The 19845-nt window shown below is 65.8% G+C and carries 15 protein-coding genes and 1 pseudogene; all 16 read left to right on the plus strand.

Annotation, left to right across the window (positions count from 1 at the left end):
• The 16 genes and pseudogenes from dnaA to QA649_RS00080 all read left to right on the plus strand — a co-directional run bounded on the left by dnaA (nucleotide 1) and on the right by QA649_RS00080 (nucleotide 19845).
• A complete protein-coding gene (dnaA, locus tag QA649_RS00005; RefSeq protein ID WP_283022429.1) occupies nucleotides 1-1413 on the plus strand; it encodes a chromosomal replication initiator protein DnaA in 1413 nt (470 codons plus the stop codon).
• Between the two features lie 260 nt (nucleotides 1414-1673).
• Entirely contained in the window at nucleotides 1674-2792 is a 1119-nt protein-coding gene (gene dnaN, locus QA649_RS00010; RefSeq protein WP_018644236.1) for a DNA polymerase III subunit beta, read from the plus strand.
• A 210-nt stretch (nucleotides 2793-3002) separates the two neighbouring features.
• Nucleotides 3003-3368 carry a DUF559 domain-containing protein gene (locus QA649_RS00015; protein WP_283022430.1) on the plus strand — a complete coding sequence of 122 codons (366 nt, stop codon included), beginning with the start codon at nucleotides 3003-3005 and terminating at the stop codon, nucleotides 3366-3368.
• Between the two features lie 89 nt (nucleotides 3369-3457).
• Complete coding sequence (gene recF, locus QA649_RS00020) at nucleotides 3458-4594, plus strand: DNA replication/repair protein RecF (protein ID WP_283022431.1); 1137 nt, start codon at nucleotides 3458-3460, stop codon at nucleotides 4592-4594.
• Between the two features lie 113 nt (nucleotides 4595-4707).
• Nucleotides 4708-5450: pseudogene (locus tag QA649_RS00025) on the plus strand (hypothetical protein).
• Between the two features lie 159 nt (nucleotides 5451-5609).
• Nucleotides 5610-7766, plus strand: a complete 2157-nt coding sequence (locus tag QA649_RS00030; RefSeq protein WP_283022432.1) for a hypothetical protein — start codon at nucleotides 5610-5612, stop codon at nucleotides 7764-7766.
• A gap of 117 nt (nucleotides 7767-7883) precedes the next feature.
• Nucleotides 7884-8570, plus strand: a complete 687-nt coding sequence (locus QA649_RS00035) for a hypothetical protein (protein ID WP_283022433.1) — start codon at nucleotides 7884-7886, stop codon at nucleotides 8568-8570.
• A 282-nt stretch (nucleotides 8571-8852) separates the two neighbouring features.
• Nucleotides 8853-11288: a DNA topoisomerase (ATP-hydrolyzing) subunit B gene (gene gyrB / locus QA649_RS00040; RefSeq protein WP_283022434.1), complete on the plus strand. Its 2436-nt coding sequence runs from the start codon at nucleotides 8853-8855 to the stop codon at nucleotides 11286-11288.
• A gap of 275 nt (nucleotides 11289-11563) precedes the next feature.
• Nucleotides 11564-12202: a phospholipid scramblase-related protein gene (locus QA649_RS00045; protein ID WP_283022435.1), complete on the plus strand. Its 639-nt coding sequence runs from the start codon at nucleotides 11564-11566 to the stop codon at nucleotides 12200-12202.
• 79 nt (nucleotides 12203-12281) lie between these two features.
• On the plus strand, nucleotides 12282-12746 hold the full coding sequence (locus QA649_RS00050; protein ID WP_283022436.1) for a hypothetical protein: 465 nt from the start codon (nucleotides 12282-12284) through the stop codon (nucleotides 12744-12746).
• Nucleotides 12747-13007: 261 nt separating this feature from the next.
• On the plus strand, nucleotides 13008-14303 hold the full coding sequence (murA, locus tag QA649_RS00055) for a UDP-N-acetylglucosamine 1-carboxyvinyltransferase (RefSeq protein ID WP_283022437.1): 1296 nt from the start codon (nucleotides 13008-13010) through the stop codon (nucleotides 14301-14303).
• A gap of 198 nt (nucleotides 14304-14501) precedes the next feature.
• Nucleotides 14502-15467 carry an IS5 family transposase gene (locus tag QA649_RS00060; protein WP_283020138.1) on the plus strand — a complete coding sequence of 322 codons (966 nt, stop codon included), beginning with the start codon at nucleotides 14502-14504 and terminating at the stop codon, nucleotides 15465-15467.
• Between the two features lie 453 nt (nucleotides 15468-15920).
• Nucleotides 15921-17315 (plus strand): MATE family efflux transporter, encoded by a 1395-nt coding sequence (locus QA649_RS00065; protein WP_283022438.1) that lies wholly within the window; start codon nucleotides 15921-15923, stop codon nucleotides 17313-17315.
• Entirely contained in the window at nucleotides 17312-17803 is a 492-nt protein-coding gene (locus QA649_RS00070) for a DUF2867 domain-containing protein (RefSeq protein WP_283022439.1), read from the plus strand. Before QA649_RS00065 ends, QA649_RS00070 begins: the two co-directional genes overlap by 4 nt.
• Entirely contained in the window at nucleotides 17800-18465 is a 666-nt protein-coding gene (locus QA649_RS00075) for a 2-hydroxychromene-2-carboxylate isomerase (protein WP_283022440.1), read from the plus strand. Before QA649_RS00070 ends, QA649_RS00075 begins: the two co-directional genes overlap by 4 nt.
• Before the next feature lie 66 nt (nucleotides 18466-18531).
• Nucleotides 18532-19845 (plus strand): SMI1/KNR4 family protein, encoded by a 1314-nt coding sequence (locus QA649_RS00080; protein WP_283022441.1) that lies wholly within the window; start codon nucleotides 18532-18534, stop codon nucleotides 19843-19845.

Below are 19845 nucleotides of genomic sequence, written 5' to 3' on the forward strand. Positions count from 1 at the left end.
ATGAACACATCGGAACAAGATCGCTGGTCACGCGTGAAGAATCGGCTGCGCTCGAACGTTGGCGAAGACGTCTATACGAGCTGGTTTGCGCGCATGGATCTCGAAGGCGTGCAGGAGGAAAGCGTGCGGCTCTCGGTGCCCACCCGCTTCCTGAAGAGCTGGATCCAGGCCCATTATGCCGAGCGCGTGCTGTCGTGCTGGCAGGCCGAGATGCCGGAAGTGCATCGCATCGACCTCACTGTCCGTTCCGCCGTGCGCCCGGTGGCGCCGCCGAAGGAAGCGCCCGCGCCGGTCGAGGCGCGCCGTGCGCCTGCGCCGGAGCTGCGTTCGACCGCGACCGCACCGGTCTCGGCCAATCATGATGCGCTCGGCGGCTCGCCGCTCGATCCGCGCCTGACCTTTGCGAGCTTCGTCGTCGGCCGCTCCAACACGCTGGCCCATGCGGCCGCGCGCCAGGTCGCCGAGGGACGCCGCGGCGACCCCGTGATGTTCAACCCGCTCTACATCCATGCCGGTGTCGGCCTCGGCAAGACGCATCTGCTTCAGGCCGTGACCTGGGCCGGCAATTCCGGCAACGAGCGCAAGGTGCTGTATCTCACGGCTGAGAAATTCATGTACGGCTTCGTCGCCGCGCTGAAGACGCAGACGGCGCTGGCCTTCAAGGAAGCGCTCCGCGGCATCGACGTGCTCGTGATCGACGATCTGCAGTTCCTGCAGGGCAAGTCGACGCAGGCCGAGTTCTGTCACACGCTGAACGCGCTGATCGATGCCGGCCGTCAGGTCGTGATCGCGGCCGACCGTCCGCCGTCCGATCTCGAGAGCCTGGATGACCGCGTCCGCTCGCGCCTTGCCGGCGGCCTCGTGGTCGAGATGGGCTCGCTCGGCGAAGAGCTGCGCCACGGCATCCTCAAGTCGCGCGTCGCCGCGGCCCGCACGCATCATGCGACTTTCGACGTGCCGGAGGAGGTGCTGCATTATCTGGCGCGCACGATCACCCATAACGGCCGCGACCTCGAAGGCGCGATCAACCGCCTGCTGGCGCATTCCAAGCTCAACAACCAGCCGGTGACGCTGGAGATGGCCGAGCGCGAGGTGCGCGACCTGGTCCGGCCGCAGGAGCCGAAGCGGATCAAGATCGAGGACATCCAGCGCGTGGTGGCCCGGCAGTACAATGTCAGCCGCTCCGACCTCCTGTCCTCGCGCCGCACCGCCAACGTGGTCCGCCCGCGCCAGGTGGCGATGTACCTCGCCAAGACGTTGACCCTGCGCTCGCTGCCCGAGATCGGCCGCCGCTTCGGCGGACGCGACCACACCACGGTGCTGCACGCCGTGCGCAAGATCGAGGCGCTGGTCTCCAAGGACACCGCGCTGTCGGAGGAAGTGGAGTCGCTGAAGCGCCAGCTTCAGGAATAAAGGCCTAAGGCCATCTCCTGCCATTCTCCCGCCGCCCCGGCCACGCCTGGGCGGCGGTGCGCGTATCCAGGGGTAAATCGTGGGGAACTGCCCCCGATCCCTTGAAACCGGGGGCCATCCGAGACACCTTGCGCGACCCTGACGGCTTTGGTCATATCGGCTGGAAACCCGGCCTGCCGGGGTCTTCGGTGCCGCGGCGCTTTTCGGCTGCCCGGCGTTCTCAACGCTGAGTTTTCCTTGGGGATCGGGCGAGTAGTGCAATGAAGGTTACGGTCGAACGCGCGCAACTTCTGAAATCACTGGGCCATGTCCACCGCGTGGTCGAGCGCCGCAACACGATCCCGATCCTCGGCAACGTGCTGGTGCGGGCCGAGAACGCCAAATTGTCGCTGAAGGCGACCGACCTCGATCTCGAGGTGACGGAAACGCTCGCGGCGGAAACCGCGACCGCCGGGTCCACCACCGTGCCGGCGCACATGTTCTACGACATCGTGCGCAAGCTGCCTGACGGCTCGCAGATCGTGCTGGAAGCCGACGGCGACCGCGCCGTGCTGGCGATCCGCGCCGGCCGCTCGCGCTTCACGCTGCAGACGCTGCCGGAGAATGATTTCCCGGATCTGGCCGCCGGCGACATGTCGCATTCGTTCTCGCTCGCCGCCAAGGACGTCAAGCGGCTGATCGACCGCACCCAGTTCGCGATCTCGACCGAAGAGACGCGCTACTACCTCAACGGCATCTATCTGCACGCCGCCGGCACCGCGAAGGCTGCGACCCTGCGCGGCGTTGCCACCGACGGCCACCGCCTCGCCCAGCTCGACCTGGTGCAGCCCAAGGGCGCCGAGGGCATGCCCGGCGTGATCGTGCCGCGCAAGACCGTCGGCGAAGTGCAGCGCCTGATCGAGGACACCGACGCCGAGATGACGATCGAGCTGTCGCAGGCCAAGATCCGCTTCACCATCGGCAACGTGGTGCTGACCTCGAAACTGATCGACGGCACCTTCCCCGACTATGGCCGCGTCATTCCGCAGGGCAACGACAAGGAGCTCGTCGTCGACAAGAAGGACTTTGAGAACGCAGTCGACCGCGTTTCCACCATCTCCAGCGAGCGCGGGCGCGCCGTCAAACTGTCGCTGTCGGCGGGCAAGCTGGTGCTGTCGGTGACCAACCCGGACTCGGGCAGCGCGACCGAAGAGCTCGAGGTCGAATACGCCTCCGACGCCCTCGATATCGGCTTCAACTCCCGCTACCTCCTCGACATCGCCGCCCAGATCGAAGGCGACGTCGCAACGCTCAGGCTCGCCGACCCCGGCTCGCCCACCCTGGTCCAGGACCGCGACGACAAGAGCGCGCTGTACGTGCTGATGCCGATGCGGGTGTGAGGGACGTGGTCCTCCTCTCGCGACACCTTCTGTGTGGAGACAACCCCTCACCCGGCTTCGCTGCGCGAAGCCACCCTCTCCCACAAGGGGAGAGGGTGAAGCTGCAGCTTTCCCCGTCGAAACAAGCGCGATGCGCGTTGCTGTGCACTCTCCCCTTGTGGGCGAGGGCATCTCCGCTGACGGATACACACTCAGTCGGGTGAGGGGTTCGTGCCGCAGGAGCCATCCCATCGGCCAATCGCCAAGCGTCTCCGCCAATTCGCGAAGAACATGCGACACGAACCAACGGATGCGGAAGCCGCAATGTGGCGCTTGCTGAGGGATCGTCGGCTCTCCACATTCAAGTTTCGCCGACTGGTGCCGTTCAAGCACTACATTCTCGACTTTGTCTGTTTCGAGAAGCGCCTCGTGATCGAGATCGACGGCGGTCAGCACGCGGAATTGCGGCATGACGCAGTTCGGGATGCCGCACTTGCCTCCGAAGGTTTCGCCATCGCCCGCTATTGGAACAACGACGTACTACAGCAGCCCACCTCTGTATTGGAGGATATCCTTGCAAAGCTTGCCGGGCGGTAAGATACCCCTCACCCGTCGCCTCACTTCGTGAGGCGCCACCCTCTCCCACAAGGGGAGAGGGGAAGAATCGCCTCCACGACGAACAACTCATGACCCCCTCCCGCATTCATCGCCTGACGCTGACGCATTTTCGCAATTACCGGGCGGCGGGGCTCGAGACGGCGGCTGACATGGTGGCGCTGGTCGGACCGAACGGGGCGGGCAAGACCAATTGCATCGAGGCGATCTCGTTCCTGTCGCCGGGCCGGGGCCTGCGGCGCGCCACGCTGGAAGACGTCGCCGACAACCAGGGCGACGGCTCCTGGGCGGTGTCGGCGCAGGTCGAGGGCGCGCTGGGGCTGGCGACGCTCGGCACCGGCATCGATGCGCCGCGAGCCGACAGCGCCGTCAGCCGGCGCTGCCGCATCGACCGCGAGCCGGTGAGTTCCGCCGCCAGCTTTGGCGACCACATCCGCATGGTGTGGCTGACGCCGGCGATGGACGGGCTGTTCATGGGCGCGGCCTCCGAGCGGCGGCGCTTCTTCGACCGCCTGGTGCTCGCCATCGACAACGAGCATTCCAGCCGCATCAACGCGCTCGAACGTTCCCTGCGCTCGCGCAACCGTCTGCTCGAGACGCGCAATTACGACGACCATTGGTGTGACGCGATCGAGCGCGAGACCGCCGAGCTCGCCGTCGCCGTCGCCGCAACACGCGGCCAGACCGCGGCGCGGCTGACCGGCATGCTCAACACACGCGCAAAGCAATCTGCGTTTCCATCGGCACAGATCGCGCTCGACGGCTGGATGGAGAACGCGCTGCTCCAGGAGACCGCGACCTCGGTCGAGGACCGCTATCGCCAGATCCTGCGCGACAACCGTCCACGCGATGCCATCGCCGGCCGCACCACCGACGGCCCGCATCTCACCGATCTGCAGGTGATCTACGCGCCGAAGAGCATGCCCGCGCGCGACGCATCCACGGGCGAGCAGAAGGCGCTGTTGATCGGCCTCGTGCTGGCGCACGCCACGCTGGTCGCCGAGATGACCGGCATCGTGCCGCTGCTGCTGCTCGACGAGGTCGTCGCCCATCTCGATCCCAGCAGGCGCGCCGCGCTGTTCGACGAGCTGCGCAAGCTCGGCGCGCAGGTCTGGCTGACCGGCGCGGACCCGGCCGCCTTCGCCGAGATTGGCGCCGGCGGCGAAGTGTTTGACGTCGAGAGCGGACGCGTATCGGCCCGGCGCTAACCGCCGCATTGAACCCGCCCGGTTCCGTCAGCGACTAGCTGCCAGAGGCCGCGCCGACGGTGTCGCAGCCGTTATCGCGCGATCAGATGACGCGCAATCTCTTGGAGAGTGAGATGCGAACGGTAAGGACCGGGGCGCACGCCCCGGCACGATGGCGGGCGTTTGCGTGCGGCCTCGTTTTCCTCGCAAGCTGCCTGCTTGCGGCAACCGCCAGCGCCTGGGCCCGCATATCTCCGTGCTGTTCTCGGCCGCGCTCACGCCGGATCCCGAGACAAAACTGCCCGCGCCGACCCGTTACAGCTACAGGGGCATCCACACCACCGTGGTGAGCGGCATCGAAGCCCCACTCCGCACCAGGTTGGAGGCGACCGTACCCGCTGACCTCGGCGACGTGCTCGCCTTCTACCGCACCGAACTCGGCAAGCTCGGCTGGCAAGAGCAGCACGACGGCGCGGTGATCGCCGCCGATCGCGTGCAGCTCGCTTTCGTCTCCCCGCTGGGACCGGCGCTGCTGGAGCTCCACCGCAAGGACAGCAGCACCGCGGTCGAGCTGGTGCAGAAGAATTCGGACACGGCGACCAGGGCGAACGTCATGCCCGAACCCGGCCAGGCCAAGGTGGTGTTCTCCAATATCGGCGTGACGGATGCCGCGCTCACGATCGACGCGCGGACCATCACGCGCGCCGGTGGCGCCAACGCCGTCGCGCTGGATCTGCCGCCCGGCAAATATCCATACGAAGTGAACGTGCCGGGGCATGCGGCCCATACCAACACCCTCGTGATCGCGGCCGGCGATACCTGGGAGCTCACGGTCGGACGCGACGGCGATGCGTGGTCACCGCTTCATCTGTATTGAGCTGCCTGCTCTCGGTCGGCCCTCCCCGCCCGCTACCATGGTACCCCGGTTGAACCTGCCCGGTTCCTGCCGCGACTTCTCATCCGAGGCCGCGCCGACGGTGTCGCAGCCTGCAATTGCGCGAGGGATCGACCCGCGCGAAATCCAGGAGTTTTGGCGATGTCGATGATCAAGCGCGGGACGCAGGTCCCGGCACGCTGGCGGCTGCTTGCCTGCGGCCTTCTGCTGATGGCAAGCGCTTCGCTGCCGGCGCGCGCCGACGACGGCATCGTCGACGTCCACGCGCTGCCGCAGCTCGAGGGCGCGGTGGAGAATACGTCGCGGCCCGATCCCTACCGCGTCGAATATCGCATGCCGACGCCGGAGGCCGTGACATCGCCGGCGGTGAAGAAGCTCCTCAGCGCGGCCGGCTGGGTGCCCTATGTGCGCCCGCTGGAGGAGAAGAGCACCACGCTGAATTTCAGGAAGGGGCGGCAGGGCCTGTCCGTTCATTTCACGCAAGCCCTCGGCCGGCCCGACCAGTCCGTGGTCTATTACTCGCACGACCGGATCTATTCGAACGTTCCGTTTCCAGAAGGCGCCAGCGACATCATGTTCGACGGCACGCGGCCCTATCTCGGCTGCATCGCGCCCAGCGCGCTCGATGCGACGGCGGACTTCTACAAGAGCCAGATGGATGCGATCGGCTGGCGCAAGCTCACGCCGGAAACGGCCGCGCGCTGGACGAGCAGCCTGGATGAGACCGTTCCGAACGGGGTGCGCGCGTTCTTTGAGCATCCCGACAGCGAGGCCACCGGCTTCTACAGGCAGAAGCCCGTCATGCTGACGCTGACGCGCCGTGACGACGGCCGCACCAATGTCGACATCCGCATCGCGCCCTTCGCCTTGCCCAGCGAGCTCAAGGCCGATGACGATCTTGCCGGCCTGCCGCGGCCGAATCCGACCAAGACGGCCAAGAGCCTCGGCAGCGCGAGCTCCAACAAGCGCGAGATGTCGGCGGCCGCGATGGCCGAGCTGCCCGCGGTGCTGGCCTTCTATCATCGCGAGCTCGCCGCGCGCGGCTGGCAGGAGGACGGCAGCGCGCCGCTCGCGCCCGGCGACGAGGTGGCGATCAAGATCTCCAACACCGAGGAAACCGGCGTGCTGCGGCTCGGCCGCAAATACGATTTCACCATGGTCAGCCTGACCGCGCAGGTGAAGGAATCCGCCCTTGCCGCGCGCGCCAAGGCGAAGAAGGAAGCCGACGAGAAGTTCTTCAGCGATGCCGCCGCAGCCGCACAGCAGGTGATCGCGGCCGACGAAGCGAGGCGCAAGGTGCAGGCGGCCGCGCTGTCCGATGCGCCGCTCAAGGCGCTCGCGAACAGCAACACGCCGGTGGCGCTGCCGGAGACCGCCGAGAGCGTGAAGTTCGAAGGCGGCGACGGCCGGCTCGAATTCTCCTCCACCTCGAGCGTGAAGGCGCTCGGCACCTTCTACCGCGCGTCGCTGAAGAATGCGGGCTGGAAGGAGCAGCCCTCCGTCATCAACCAGCCCAACATGGCGGTGATGACGTTCTCCAAGGCCGGCAAGTCGATCTCGATGACCGTGATGCAGATGGGCCCGAAGGTGAATGTCAGCGCCAACGGCTCCGGCCTGGTCGTGGCCGCCGCCAAGCCTGCGGATAAGCCTGCGGAGGTGCAGGCCAAGTCGTCCGAGCCGCTCAAGCCCGATCCCGAATCCCAGCTGCCGGTGCCGACGCAGCGGTCGTCGACCTCGCTCGCAACCACAAAACTGCCGGGCACGGAGACCCCGTTCCGCCGCGAGCTGGAAGCGAGCATCCCCGCCCCGCTCGGCGACGTGCTGGCGTTCTACCGCACCGAGCTTGGCAAGCTCGGCTGGCAGGAAAAGACCGACGGTGCGACCGTCTCCGCAGAGCGCGCGCAGATCGACTTCACCTCGCCGCAAGGCCCGGCCGTGCTCAAGCTCGGCCGCGCCAAGGGCGAGACCACAGTCAATCTGGCGCAGAAAAATCCGGAGGCCGCGACCAAGGCCGACATCATGCCCAAGCCGGGCCAGGCCAGGGTCATGCTCGGCAATATCGGGCCGAAGGAAGCATCGCTCACGATCAACAAGCAGACCATCAAGATCGCGGCCGGCGCCGGCGGCCCGCAATCACCGAAGGGCCCGATGCTTGATCTCGCGCCCGGGACATACCAGTACGCGCTGCGCATGCCGGGGCGCCCGGCCCGCACCGAGACCCTCACGCTCGCCGCAGGCGATGCCTGGGGCCTCATGGTGGGCCCGAGCGGCGACGTGCTGCCGTTGCAGATGTATTGAGAGCCGCCAGGTTGAACCTGGCCGATCAGAGGGGCGACTAGTCGGAGGCGGCTGCGATGCGTGTCGCAGCCGCCGCATCACGCGAAGATCTCAACGCGACATCCCCGGAGAGTGGGCATGACGATGGTAAGGCGCGGGACGAAGGTCCCGGCACGGTGGCGGCTGTTGGTATGCAGCCTCACTCTTCTTGCAAGCTGCTCGCAGGAGCCGCTGACCGCCGCAGATCCCCACGCCGACATGCCCGTGCCGACGCGAGCCAGCCACTCAAGCTTCAGCACCTCGCACGCGTCCGGCATCGAAGTCCCGTTCCGGCGCGAGCTCAAGGCCCAGGTGCCCGCAGAGCTCAGCGACGTACTGGCCTTCTACCGTGCGGAACTCGGAAAGCGCGGCTGGCAGGAGAAGCCTGATGGCGCGAAGGTCGCGGCCGATCGCGCGCTGCTCGTCTTCACTTCCCCGAAGGGGCCAGGCACGCTGACGCTCGACCGCGCCGAGGGCGAGACCATTGTCGACCTTGTGCAGCGAAACACGGAGGTCGCGGCCAAGGCCAACTTCCTGCCCATAGCAGGACAAGCGCGGCTGATCTTCGGCTATCTTGTACCTGATGTGGCCTCGCTCGCGATCAACGGCCAGATCATCGAGATCGCGGGCGGCGTCAACCATCCACAAATGCTGGATCTGCCGCCCGGCACGTATTCCTACACGCTGCTCGTATCGGGCCATCGGGTCCGCACCGATACCATTACCGTGGCCGCCGGCGAAGCTTGGGGCCTCAGCGACGATAAGAAGCCGTCCCAGATCTATTGAACCCGAGGCCGTTCCGGGGGCGCCACGGCGCCTCGGGACAGGCTCCTGCGCCCCGTAAAATCTACGCCTTCAAGGGCCAAAAACAGGGTCTCGAATCGGGCTTTTCGCGAGCCTCGGAATCGGCCTTCACACGCCTTGAAAACCGGCAGAAAAACCCTATCTGCTCAAAGGGTTGCCGGAAGATACTTTGCGCTAGGCGCAAGCGGTCTTTCATGGCACAAATAGGCTCGCAAATCAGCGCCTTTTGCGCCGCTGATTCGGGCGACATTTCGAAGGCCTCTCATGACAGAACCTGCTCGGCAGCCCGCTGCCGAAAACGAGCCCTCCAATCCGAGCGAATACGGTGCGGAATCGATCCGCGTGCTCAAGGGTCTCGACGCCGTCCGCAAGCGCCCGGGCATGTATATCGGCGACACCGACGACGGCTCAGGCCTGCACCACATGGTGTACGAGGTCGTCGACAACGCGATCGACGAAGCGCTCGCGGGCCACGCATCGCGCGTCGACGTGATCCTCAACGCCGACAATTCCGTCACCGTGCGCGACGACGGCCGCGGCATTCCCGTCGACATCCACAAGGGCGAAGGCATCTCGGCGGCCGAAGTCATCATGACCCAGCTGCACGCCGGCGGTAAGTTCGACCAGAACTCCTACAAGGTCTCCGGCGGCCTGCACGGCGTCGGTGTCTCCGTCGTCAACGCGCTGTCGAGCAAGCTGGGCTTGCGCATCTGGCGCGACGACAAGGAACACTACATCGAGTTCGCCCATGGCGATGCTGTCGCACCGCTGAAAGTGGTTGGCGACGCTCCGGGCAAACGCGGCACCGAGGTGACGTTCCTGGCCTCGACCGAGACCTTCAAGAACATCGAATATGACTTCGCCACGCTCGAGCATCGCCTGCGCGAGCTCGCCTTCCTCAATTCCGGCGTCAACATCATCCTCTCCGACATGCGCCACGCGGTCGAGAAGCGCGAGGAGATGCACTATTCCGGCGGCGTCGAGGAATTCGTCAAATATCTCGACCGCAACAAGAAGGCACTGGTGCCGGCGCCGATCATGGTGCGCTCGGAAGCCAATGGCATCGGCGTCGAGGCCGCCTTGTGGTGGAACGACAGCTACCACGAGAACGTGCTGTGCTTCACCAACAACATCCCGCAGCGTGACGGCGGCACCCATCTCGCCGGCTTCCGCGGCGCGCTGACGCGCCAGGTCAACGGCTATGCCGAGGCCAACGCGAAGAAGGAAAAGATCGCGCTGACCGGCGACGACTGCCGCGAGGGCCTCACCGCCGTGCTGTCGGTGAAGGTGCCGGACCCGAAGTTCTCGTCGCAGACCAAGGACAAGCTGGTGTCCTCGGAAGTGCGTCCCGTGGTCGAGAACGTCCTCAACGAGGCGCTCCAGGCCTGGTTCGAGGAGCACCCGAGCGAAGCCAAGATGATCGTCGGCAAGGTGATCCAGGCCGCGGCCGCCCGCGAAGCTGCGCGAAAGGCGCGCGAGCTGACACGCAAGAGTCCGCTCTCGGTCTCCTCGCTGCCCGGCAAACTCGCCGACTGCCAGGAAAAGGATCCGGCCAAGTCCGAGCTCTTCATCGTCGAGGGTGACTCGGCAGGCGGCAGCGCCAAGCAGGGCCGCAACCGCGAATTCCAGGCGGTGCTGCCGCTGCGCGGCAAGATCCTCAACGTCGAACGCGTCCGCCCCGACAAGATGCTGTCATCGGAGCAGATCGGCACGCTGATCACCGCGCTCGGCACCGGCATCAGCGACGACTTCTCGGTCGAGAAGCTGCGCTATCACAAGATCATCGTGATGACGGACGCCGACGTCGACGGCGCTCACATCCGCACGCTGCTGCTGACGTTCTTCTACCGGCAGATGCGCGACATCATCGACGGCGGCTATCTCTATATCGCCCAGCCGCCGCTCTATAAGGTCTCGCGCGGCAAGTCCGAGCAGTACCTGAAGGACGAGCGCGCGCTGGAAGACTATCTGATCGACGCCGGGCTCGATGACTGCGTGTACATCCCCGGCACCGGCGGCGACCGTTCCGGGCGCGATCTGCGCGCGCTGGTCGACGATGCCCGCGTGGTCCGCAGCATTTTGCGCAATCTGCACAGCCGCTATAACCGCAAGGTGGTCGAGCAGGCCGCAATCACCGGCGTGCTGAACAAGTCGATCTACGGCAATCCGGAGAATGCCGCGGCCGCCGCGCAATACATTGCGAGCCGGCTGGACAACCAGGCCGAGGAAGTCGAACGCGGCTGGGTGGGCCAATTCGTCGAGGGCCAGGGTTTCCTGTTCGAGCGCACCGTGCGCGGCGTCAAGGAAGCGGCCATGATCGACGATGCGCTGCTCGGCTCCGCCGAGGCCCGCAAGCTCGACGAGTACACGACCAAGCTCCAGGACGTCTACGCCCGTTCCGGCAAGCTGCGGCGCAAGGACAGTGAGCACGTGGTCCACGGCCCGTCCGACCTGTTCGAGGCGGTCACCGATTCCGGCCGTAAGGGCATCACGCTGCAGCGCTACAAAGGTCTCGGCGAGATGAATCCGGAGCAGTTGTGGGAGACCACGCTCGACACCGAGGTGCGCTCGCTGCTGCAGGTGAAGGTCAAGGAGGTCGACGAGGCCGACGACATCTTCACCAAGCTGATGGGCGACGTGGTCGAGCCGCGCCGCGACTTCATTCAGGAACATTCGCTGAGCGCGACGATCGATATCTGAGGCGGTTGGCTTTGGACGCTCGCTAGCGGCGCACTCGCTGCAACCTCTCCCGCTTGCGGGGGAGGTCGGCGCGGAGCGCCGGGTGGGGGCTTTCTCCTCGCGGGGATATTCTCCGCAAACCTCAACAAATCCCACCGCTGAAGCACCCCACCCCAACCCTCCCCCGCAAGCGGGAGAGGGGGCGCACCACCTTCAAGGCAACACCACCTCCCTGAACCTCCCCACCGGGCACCGCGACAAAATGGCGTAGCTGGCACTGGAAGAGGTCCAAGCCAATGTTGTCGACGTTAGCCGCCCAGCGCCAAATGTACGTGCAGCAGGCCTTCGAATTGGCCGAGCTGTTTGGTCTCGAAACCCGCAACAAGTATCGTATCTGCGACGAAAGTGGTCGCGATCTGCTCTATGCGGCCGAACAGCAAAAGGGACTTCTCGGCTTCCTGGGGCGCCAGGTGTTTGGCCATTGGCGCTCTTTTGAGATCCATTTTTTCGACAACGCCCGACAGCAGGTCATGCGCGGGGTTCATCCCTTCCGCTGGTTCTTTCAGTGTCTGGAGCTGCATTCGCGCGACGGCCGCCTCATCGGCACCATCGAGCGTCAGTTTTCGATCCTCACCAAGACCTTCCATGTCATCGATGCGCAGGGCAGAGTGGTGCTCGAGGTCAGCTCGCCATTTTGGCGCGTGTGGACGTTTCCGTTCATGCGCGGAGCGAACGAGCACGCGCGCGTTGCGAAAAAATGGTCCGGCCTTGCCTCTGAGCTGTTTACAGACCGCGATAGTTTTCTCGTGGAGTATCTGGACCCCGGCCTGACCGAAGATGAGCGAGCGCTGGTTCTCGCAGCCGCGATCTACATCGACCTCATGTACTTCGAGGTCAAAGGCGAGGGCGGCGCAATCAATTGGCTCCGCAATTGACCTCCTGAACCTCGCCACCTGCCGTCACGACGAAAGAGCGTAAGGCCATCGGCCAATTCCGGCCGGGAAACGTGATGTCATGAGCGCCCCCGCATTGAGGCCCACCCTGCCCTCCCGCCGGCTCGGTATCATCGGCAGCATTGTCGGTGTGCTGGCGCTGATGGCGGCCGTGTTGCCGCATTGGGTGGTGCCGATGGTGTTTCCGCCACCGCCAGCGGACCAGGTCATCGTCGACACCGGCCATCGCATCAAGGACCGCCTGATGGCGCGGGTGAAGGGCGTCGAGTATCAGGCGCCGAAGGTCGAGAAATCCGCCGGACGCAGCTGGAGCGAGACCGCTTCCGCGACTGCGATCTCGCTCGGCCTGCTCGCCATTTTGCTGTCGGTTCTCTCGCTGATCTTCCGGGAAGAGCGGCTCCTCGCCGGCGTCGCGGCCGTCCTCGGCACCGGCGCCATCGCAATCGAAATCTCCTTCGTCATGATCGGCGCGCTGATCCTGATCGCGATCCTCTATGTGGTGGGGAATATCATCGGCCTGCTCTAGGGCCATTTGCCACAAGCTCCCGTCCCCATCCTGAGGAGCCCGCGACAGCGGGCGTCTCGAAGGATGGCCGCGGGCGGCATAGGGGCCTGCATGGTTCGAGACGCGCGTTCCGCGCTCCTCACCATGAGGGGCTAGCAGCCGCCTCGGAGCTGGCCGCCGGGCCTTCGAACCACCGCCCAGCACAATTGCTACCGCGCTCAATTCCCTATAGTTTCCGCCTCCAAAGCAGCCCGCCCCAACCCATCAGGACGGAGAAATCCCGTGGCGCCCATCCAGTACATCGTCGAGGGCGGTCACCGGCTCTCGGGCTCGATCGAGCCGTCCGGCAACAAGAATTCGGCGCTGCCGATCATCGCCGCCGCCCTGCTCACCGAGCATCCGGTGACGCTGGAGAACGTGCCGCGGATCCGCGACACCGAGACGCTGGTCGAGCTGATCCGCTCGGTCGGCGCGTCCGCGGAATGGACGGGGCGCAACACGCTTCATATCCACGCCAAGAGCATCCGCGCCGCCGACCTCGATCCCGAGCTGTGCGTCCGCATCCGGGCCTCGATCCTGCTCGCCGGTCCCCTGCTGGCCCGCTGCGGCGAGGTGATGCTGCCGCCGCCCGGCGGCGACGTCATCGGCCGGCGCCGGCTCGACACCCATGTGCTGGCGCTCGAACAGCTCGGCGCGAAGGTCACCGCGACCGACCGGCTCGAATTCCGCGCGGCCAGGCTCGCCGGTGCCGACGTGTTCCTGGACGAGCCGAGCGTGACCGCGACCGAGAACGCGCTGGTGGCGGCGGTCGCCGCGGACGGCGTCACATACCTGCGCAACGCCGCGTCCGAGCCGCATGTGCAGGACCTCGCCAACTTCCTGGTCGCGCTCGGCGCGAAGATCGAGGGCATCGGCACCAACACCATGGTCATTCATGGGCCGGCGACGCTCGGGGAAACGACCTACCGGATCCAGCCCGACCATATCGAGGTCGGCTCGCTGATCGGCCTTGCCGCCGTGACGCGCTCACAGCTTCGCATCGTGCGGGCGGGCGTCGAGCACCTGCGCTCGATCCGCATGGGTTTCGAGCGGCTCGGCATCGTCTGCCGGGTCGAGGGCGACGATCTGATCGTGCCCTCGAACCAGACATTGAAGATCCAGGACGATTTCGGCGGCCATGTGCCGAAGCTGGAGGACCAGCCCTGGCCGGCCTTCCCGGCCGATTTGATGTCGATCGCGATCGTCACCGCCACGCAATGCGAGGGCGTGATCCTGATGTTCGAGAAGATGTTCGAATCCAGGATGTTCTTCGTCGACAAGCTGATCGCGATGGGCGCGCGCATCGTGCTGTGCGACCCGCACCGCGCCATCATCGCCGGCCCCAGCCGCCTGCGCGGCGCATCGATGATCTCGCCCGACATCCGCGCCGGCATGGCGATGCTGCTCGCGGCCGTGTGTGCCGAGGGCACCTCCACGATCAACAATGCCGACCAGATCGAGCGCGGCTATGAGCGCATCGAGGAACGGCTGAACGCGCTGGGCGCGAAGATCAAGCGCGTGCCTGAAAGGAAGAGCTGAGGGCTCTTTCTTCCTTCTCCCCTTGTGGGAGAAGGTGGCGCGAAGCGCCGGATGAGGGGTTCTATCCACTCGCAAGATTGCTCGTAAGGATAGAGACCCCTCACCCGTCTCGCCGCTACGCGGCGAGCCACCCTCTCCCACAAGGGGCCTGTTGCGTAATTCGCCAGTTGTGATTCCCTAGGGCAAAGCCTTGAGGGGATGACGATGGCGGTTAAGCGGACGGGACAGCCGAGCTTTGTGGAAGCACTGATGCCGAAGGGGGCCGGCGCCAATGCAGCGCTGGATCGGCTGGCTGGCCTGGTCAAGTGGTACCGGTTCGAGAAGCTGATCGGCCATCTGCGGGATGAAGGGAGCCCCGGTCGTCCAGGCTATCCGGTGCTGGTGCTGTTTCGTGCGGTGCTGTTGCAGTCGCTCTATGGTCTTTCGGAACGCGAACTCGAGGAAGCGTTGGGCGACCGGTTGTCGTTCAAGCGCTTCGTCGGTTTGAGCCTCGAAGATGCGACGCCCGACCACACGGTTCTGAACCGCTTCCGGAACCAGCTCGTCGAACAAGGGCTGTTGGAGAAGCTGTTTGGCGAGCTGGATCGCCAGCTCGAGAATGCCGGGGTCATCCTCAAGCGCGGCACGATGCTGGATGCGACCTTGATCCAGGCGGTGTCAACCCCTCCGAAGCAGGATCGTCCCTCAAACGACCCAGATGCCCGGTTTACCAAGCGGCAGGGCAAGGGTGGTTCGACCTTCGGCTACAAGGCTCACATGGGTGTCGACGAGGGATCCGGCCTGATCCGCGCAGTCCTGACCACGCCCGCCAATGTCAACGACACAACGCCGGCCGACGAACTGATCCGTGGCGATGAAGCCGTGGTGTGGGCCGATGCAGCCTACGACACCCATGCCCGACGGGCTCGGCTGAAAGCGGAAGGCAAGAAGCCCCGCATCGCCCGTCGTCCCAACCGACATCACCCGGAGCTACCGCCTCGGCTCAAACGCTACAACCTCCTCATCGCGCGCCGACGAGCCCAGGTCGAGACCACCTTCGCCACTCTCAAACGCCGCATGCGGCTGACCTGCATCCGCTATGTCGGTCTCATGAAGGCAAGCGGGCAGGTCCTGCTTGCCTCCATCGCGTTCAACATGAGGCGCTGGGCCGCGCTCGCCGCCTGAGACGCCCGCCAAGGGCACCAAGTACAGATCTCGGCCTGACAATCGGCGTCAACACAGCCCTCTCTCCCTACGTCTCCTGCCTCAAAAGGCCGTAGCGCAACAGGCCCACAAGGGGAGAGGGAAAAAGAAGCCCGCACCTCGCACAATATCGTAGGGTGGGCAAAGCGAAGCGTGCCCACGGCTTCCATTATTGTATTTGATAGTGGCGGGCACGGCGCAAGTGCGCCTTTGCCCACCCTGCGATTCCGAGTTCGCGGAGAGATACCGTGAAGCGGCAACCTCGCGCATCAATCTCGTGCGCCGGACGCAGCACAGCACATCAGTGATGCGCTGCTGAGCCGGGGCCCATGCGACTACGAGCTACGCCTGGGGCTTCTGGGTGCCGGCTCGCGCTGCGCGCGTCCGGGACACGTGGGCCATGTTTTCGACGTGTGGCTGTGCTAGTGAGCCGCCATGCTCGACACCGTCCAACATCATGCACAGCCGCAAGCCGGCGTGCCGCAGGGCCATCTCGCTGCGGAATTCGGCGAGACGCTGCGGCTGGCCGTGCCGATGATGCTGACGCAGCTCGGGCAGATCGCGATGATCACGACCGATCTCGCGATGATCGGACACCTCGGCGAGAGCGCTGTCGCCGCGGCCGCGCTGGCACATACGGTCTATTTCGTCAGCTTCACCTTCGGGCTCGGACTGATGTCCGCGGTGTCGCCGCTGGCGGCGCAGGCGTTCGGCGCCGGCGACGTCAGGCGGATCCGCCGCTCCCTGCGCGTCGGGCTGTGGGCGGCGCTGCTGATCTCGCTGCCGATGATGGCTTCGCCGCTCTATGGCGAGCAGATCCTGCTCGCGCTCGGCCAGGTGCCGCAATCGGCCGCGCTGGCGCAGCGCTACCTGAACGGCCTTGCCTGGGGCATCGCACCTGCGCTCGGCTTCATCGCGCTGCGCAGCATGATGAGCGCGGTGAACCGGCCGCAGGCGCCGCTGTGGATCACGGTCGCGGCGATCCCGATCAATGCCGCGCTGGTCTACGCCTTGATCAATGGCCTGTTCGGCCTGCCGGAGCTCGGCCTGTTCGGCGCGGGCCTTGCGACCACGCTGGTCAATCTCGGCACCTTCCTCGCCGCGCTCGCCATCGCCGGGCTGCGCAAGCCGCTCGCCGACTATCATCCGCTCGCCCGTCTCTGGCGGATCGACTGGCCCTTGATGCGCCAGCTCGTCGCGGTCGGCGCGCCGATCTCGTTTTCCCTTCTGCTGGAATATGGCCTGTTCTCCTCGGCCGCGCTGCTGATGGGACTGATCTCGACCACGGCGCTGGCCGCGCACCAGATCGCGCTGCAGGTCACGGCAGTGCTGTTCATGGTGCCGCTTGGCATCGGCATGGCGGCAACGGTGCGCGTCGGCCATGCCTTCGGCCGCGACGACATGGTCGCGGTGAGGCGCGCGGGTCTCGTCGCAGCGGTGCTCGGGATCGCCTTCGTCTCGGCCCTGACCATCGCGATCGTTCTCGGCCGCTACGAGCTCGGACGGCTGTTCTTCGGCCGCAGCGAAGCCAGCGCGGCAACGGTCGAGCTGACGGCGACATTGCTGCTGGTCGGCGCGAGCTTCTTCATCGCCGACGGCCTGCAGACCATCATGGGCGGCGCGCTGCGCGGCATCAACGACACCCGGATGACGCTGGTGTTCGCGGCGATCGGCTATTGGTGTGTCGCTTTCCCCATCGGCTGGGTGCTGGCCTTCAACGCCCACCTTGGCGCGGTCGGGGTCTGGATCGGATTCTCGATCGGCTCGTTCGTCTATGCCGGCCTTCTGATCTTGCGCTTCCGGATGCTGACGCGCAAACTGGCGGGATGATCGGGACAGTCCGCGAAGTCACCCCCAATGTCGACGCCGGTACGATGCTGGCAGGCGCGCAGTTCATCGACGCGTTCACCGTGGAGATCGGCACGGCGCCGGTCATCAACGCGCGCGAGGCCTGCACCAGGATGGTGCTGCACGGGCCGCGCTGGATCGACGTGCTGCTGCGCCTGCGCAACATCCTGGTGACGCCGTTCGGGCTGAAGAAATCGGGCCAGGGCGAGCATGCGCCTGGCGGCCTGATCGGCTTGTTTCCGGTGTTGAGCGAGACGCCGGAGCGGCTGGTCGCGGGCTTCAACGATTCCCATCTCGACTTCCGTATCGTGGTCGATGTCGCCGGCGATGCGGCACGCCGCCAGGCGACGTTGACCACGCTGGTGCGGACCAACAATCTGCTCGGCCGGACCTACCTCACCCTCATCACGCCCTTCCACAAGCTCGTGGCCCGCGGCATGATGGGCAGGATCGTGGAGCCGGCCCGATGACGTTCTCCGTCGACCTCTTCTACTCCTACCGCAGTCCGTTCAGCTATCTGGCGCTGCCGAAGACGCTGAGGCTCGTCACGGAGTATGACCTCGCGGTGAATTTGCGGCCGGTCTATCCGCTCGCGGTCCGCGTGCCCGGATTCTTCAAGACGGCCAGCCCGAACTTCATTCGCTATGTGGTGCTCGACAGCACGCGCGTGGCGCAGCACGAGGGCATTCCGTTCCGCTTTCCCCGGCCCGATCCGATCGTGCAGGACAAGGTGACGTTGGATGTCGCGACCGAACAGCCCTACATCCACCGCCTGACCCGGCTCGGCGCCATGGCGCAGCTCGAGGGGCGCTCGCTCGCCTTCACCGACGCGATCGCCCGCGTGCTGTGGGACGGTTCGGTCTCGGGGTGGAACGAGGGCGATCATCTCGCGCGCGCGGCCGAGAAGGCCGGCTTCGATCTCGCCGCCATGGATGAAGCGATCACCGCCGATCCGGATCGCTATGAGCAGGTGATCGCGGAGAACGAGAAGGACCACGCCGCGTCCGGCCATTGGGGCGTGCCGACCTTCGTGTTCGAGAACGAGCCGTTCTTCGGCCAGGACCGCATCGATCTGCTGCTCTGGCGCATGCAGGGGAAGGGCCTCGCGCGGCGCCAAGCCCGGCTGACATGAACCGGTTTCCCCGAGATCGCGACTGAGACGTGGTGCCCCGATGCCGGCGGCGCCTTCGGAGGTCGCATGCATCTGGCAAAATTCTTCCACCGCCCGCCCGGCGACGACGATCGCGAGCTGATGCTGATCCCGGGCGGCGATCCCATGGTGATCGGCGTCCGCATGAACCGGGAGGACGACCCGGAGTCGGATCAATTTCTGCGCGAGGAGTTTTCCGACATTGACGGCGCCGCCGCGGCCTTCCGCCGCCATGCCGCCGAGCTCGTAGCGGCGGGCTATGTCGAGACCGATCATACCAACTACACGCTGCGTGACCTCGGACCTGATCCGCAGGCCAAGCCGGACTGGCAGAAGGGGCTCGATGAGCTGATGATCCTGGTGCTCGGTTCGCCGCTGGCCGAGCAGGCGAAGCAGATCGCAGCGCTCAGGGGCACGCCGGCCGCGCACCAGCCGCTTTATCTGTTGCTCGCCGCCGATCACGGCAAGACCGCAGGCGAGGACTTCGCGCAGACCCTGCGCTATGCCGAGCAGGCGCGCGATGCACTCAACGCACGGCGGGCCGCCGGACAGGCGCATTATGCATGGTCCATCTCGGAGCGAGAGCTCGAGGGAGAGATCCTGGAATTGCTGAGCGGCCTCTATCTTCTCGCCAGCAACCCGGCCGCTGCGCTTGCGATCATCGAGCATTTGTGCCGGACCGGCCCGAGCCATGATCGCATTCGCCAGCGTGCCGAGCTGCTCTGCGGCTTCTTTCCCGAGCGGCGGGAGGAGGCCTTCGACGACGCCTATCAATGGTCGCGCTTCGGCGGCTACGACGTCATCATGGAGTTTCCCGAATATGCGGAATATGTAGCGCGGCGCAAGGCTGGGACGTCAGCCAAGGGCTGGCGCTGGAGACCCGCCACGCCGATCAACGACGCGGACATCAGCGCCGCGGAGCAGACGCTCGGCGTCCGGCTGCCCGACGACTATCGCGACTTCCTGCGGACCCGGGGTGAGACCGAACTGCTGGTTCGCCTGCCCGAATCCTCTTCCGAGCTGCGCTTCTATGCGCCGGGCGAGCTCGCCACGCAGCTGCGCAATGTCCTCGACTTCATCGCCTATTCAGAGGACGAGCTCGAAGAGGCCTGCGCCTATTTCCGAAAGGCGTACGGCGTTTCATTGAAGCATCTGATTCCGATCGCCGAACCCTCGCAGCTCAGCCGCTGCCTGCTGCTCCATCTCGAGCCCGGCGAGCGCTATGGCTGGTGCTTCCAATGGGACCATGACGGCGCTTGGGAATTGGAGCAGAAGCAGCCGAGTTTCGACGTCGCGCTGAAAGCGCTGACGGACGGCATCGAGCGGCGCGATGCAACGCAGCTCGCGTTTTTCGATCTCTAG

Source organism: Bradyrhizobium sp. CB1717 (assembly GCF_029714325.1).
In the GTDB taxonomy this organism is placed as follows: domain Bacteria; phylum Pseudomonadota; class Alphaproteobacteria; order Rhizobiales; family Xanthobacteraceae; genus Bradyrhizobium.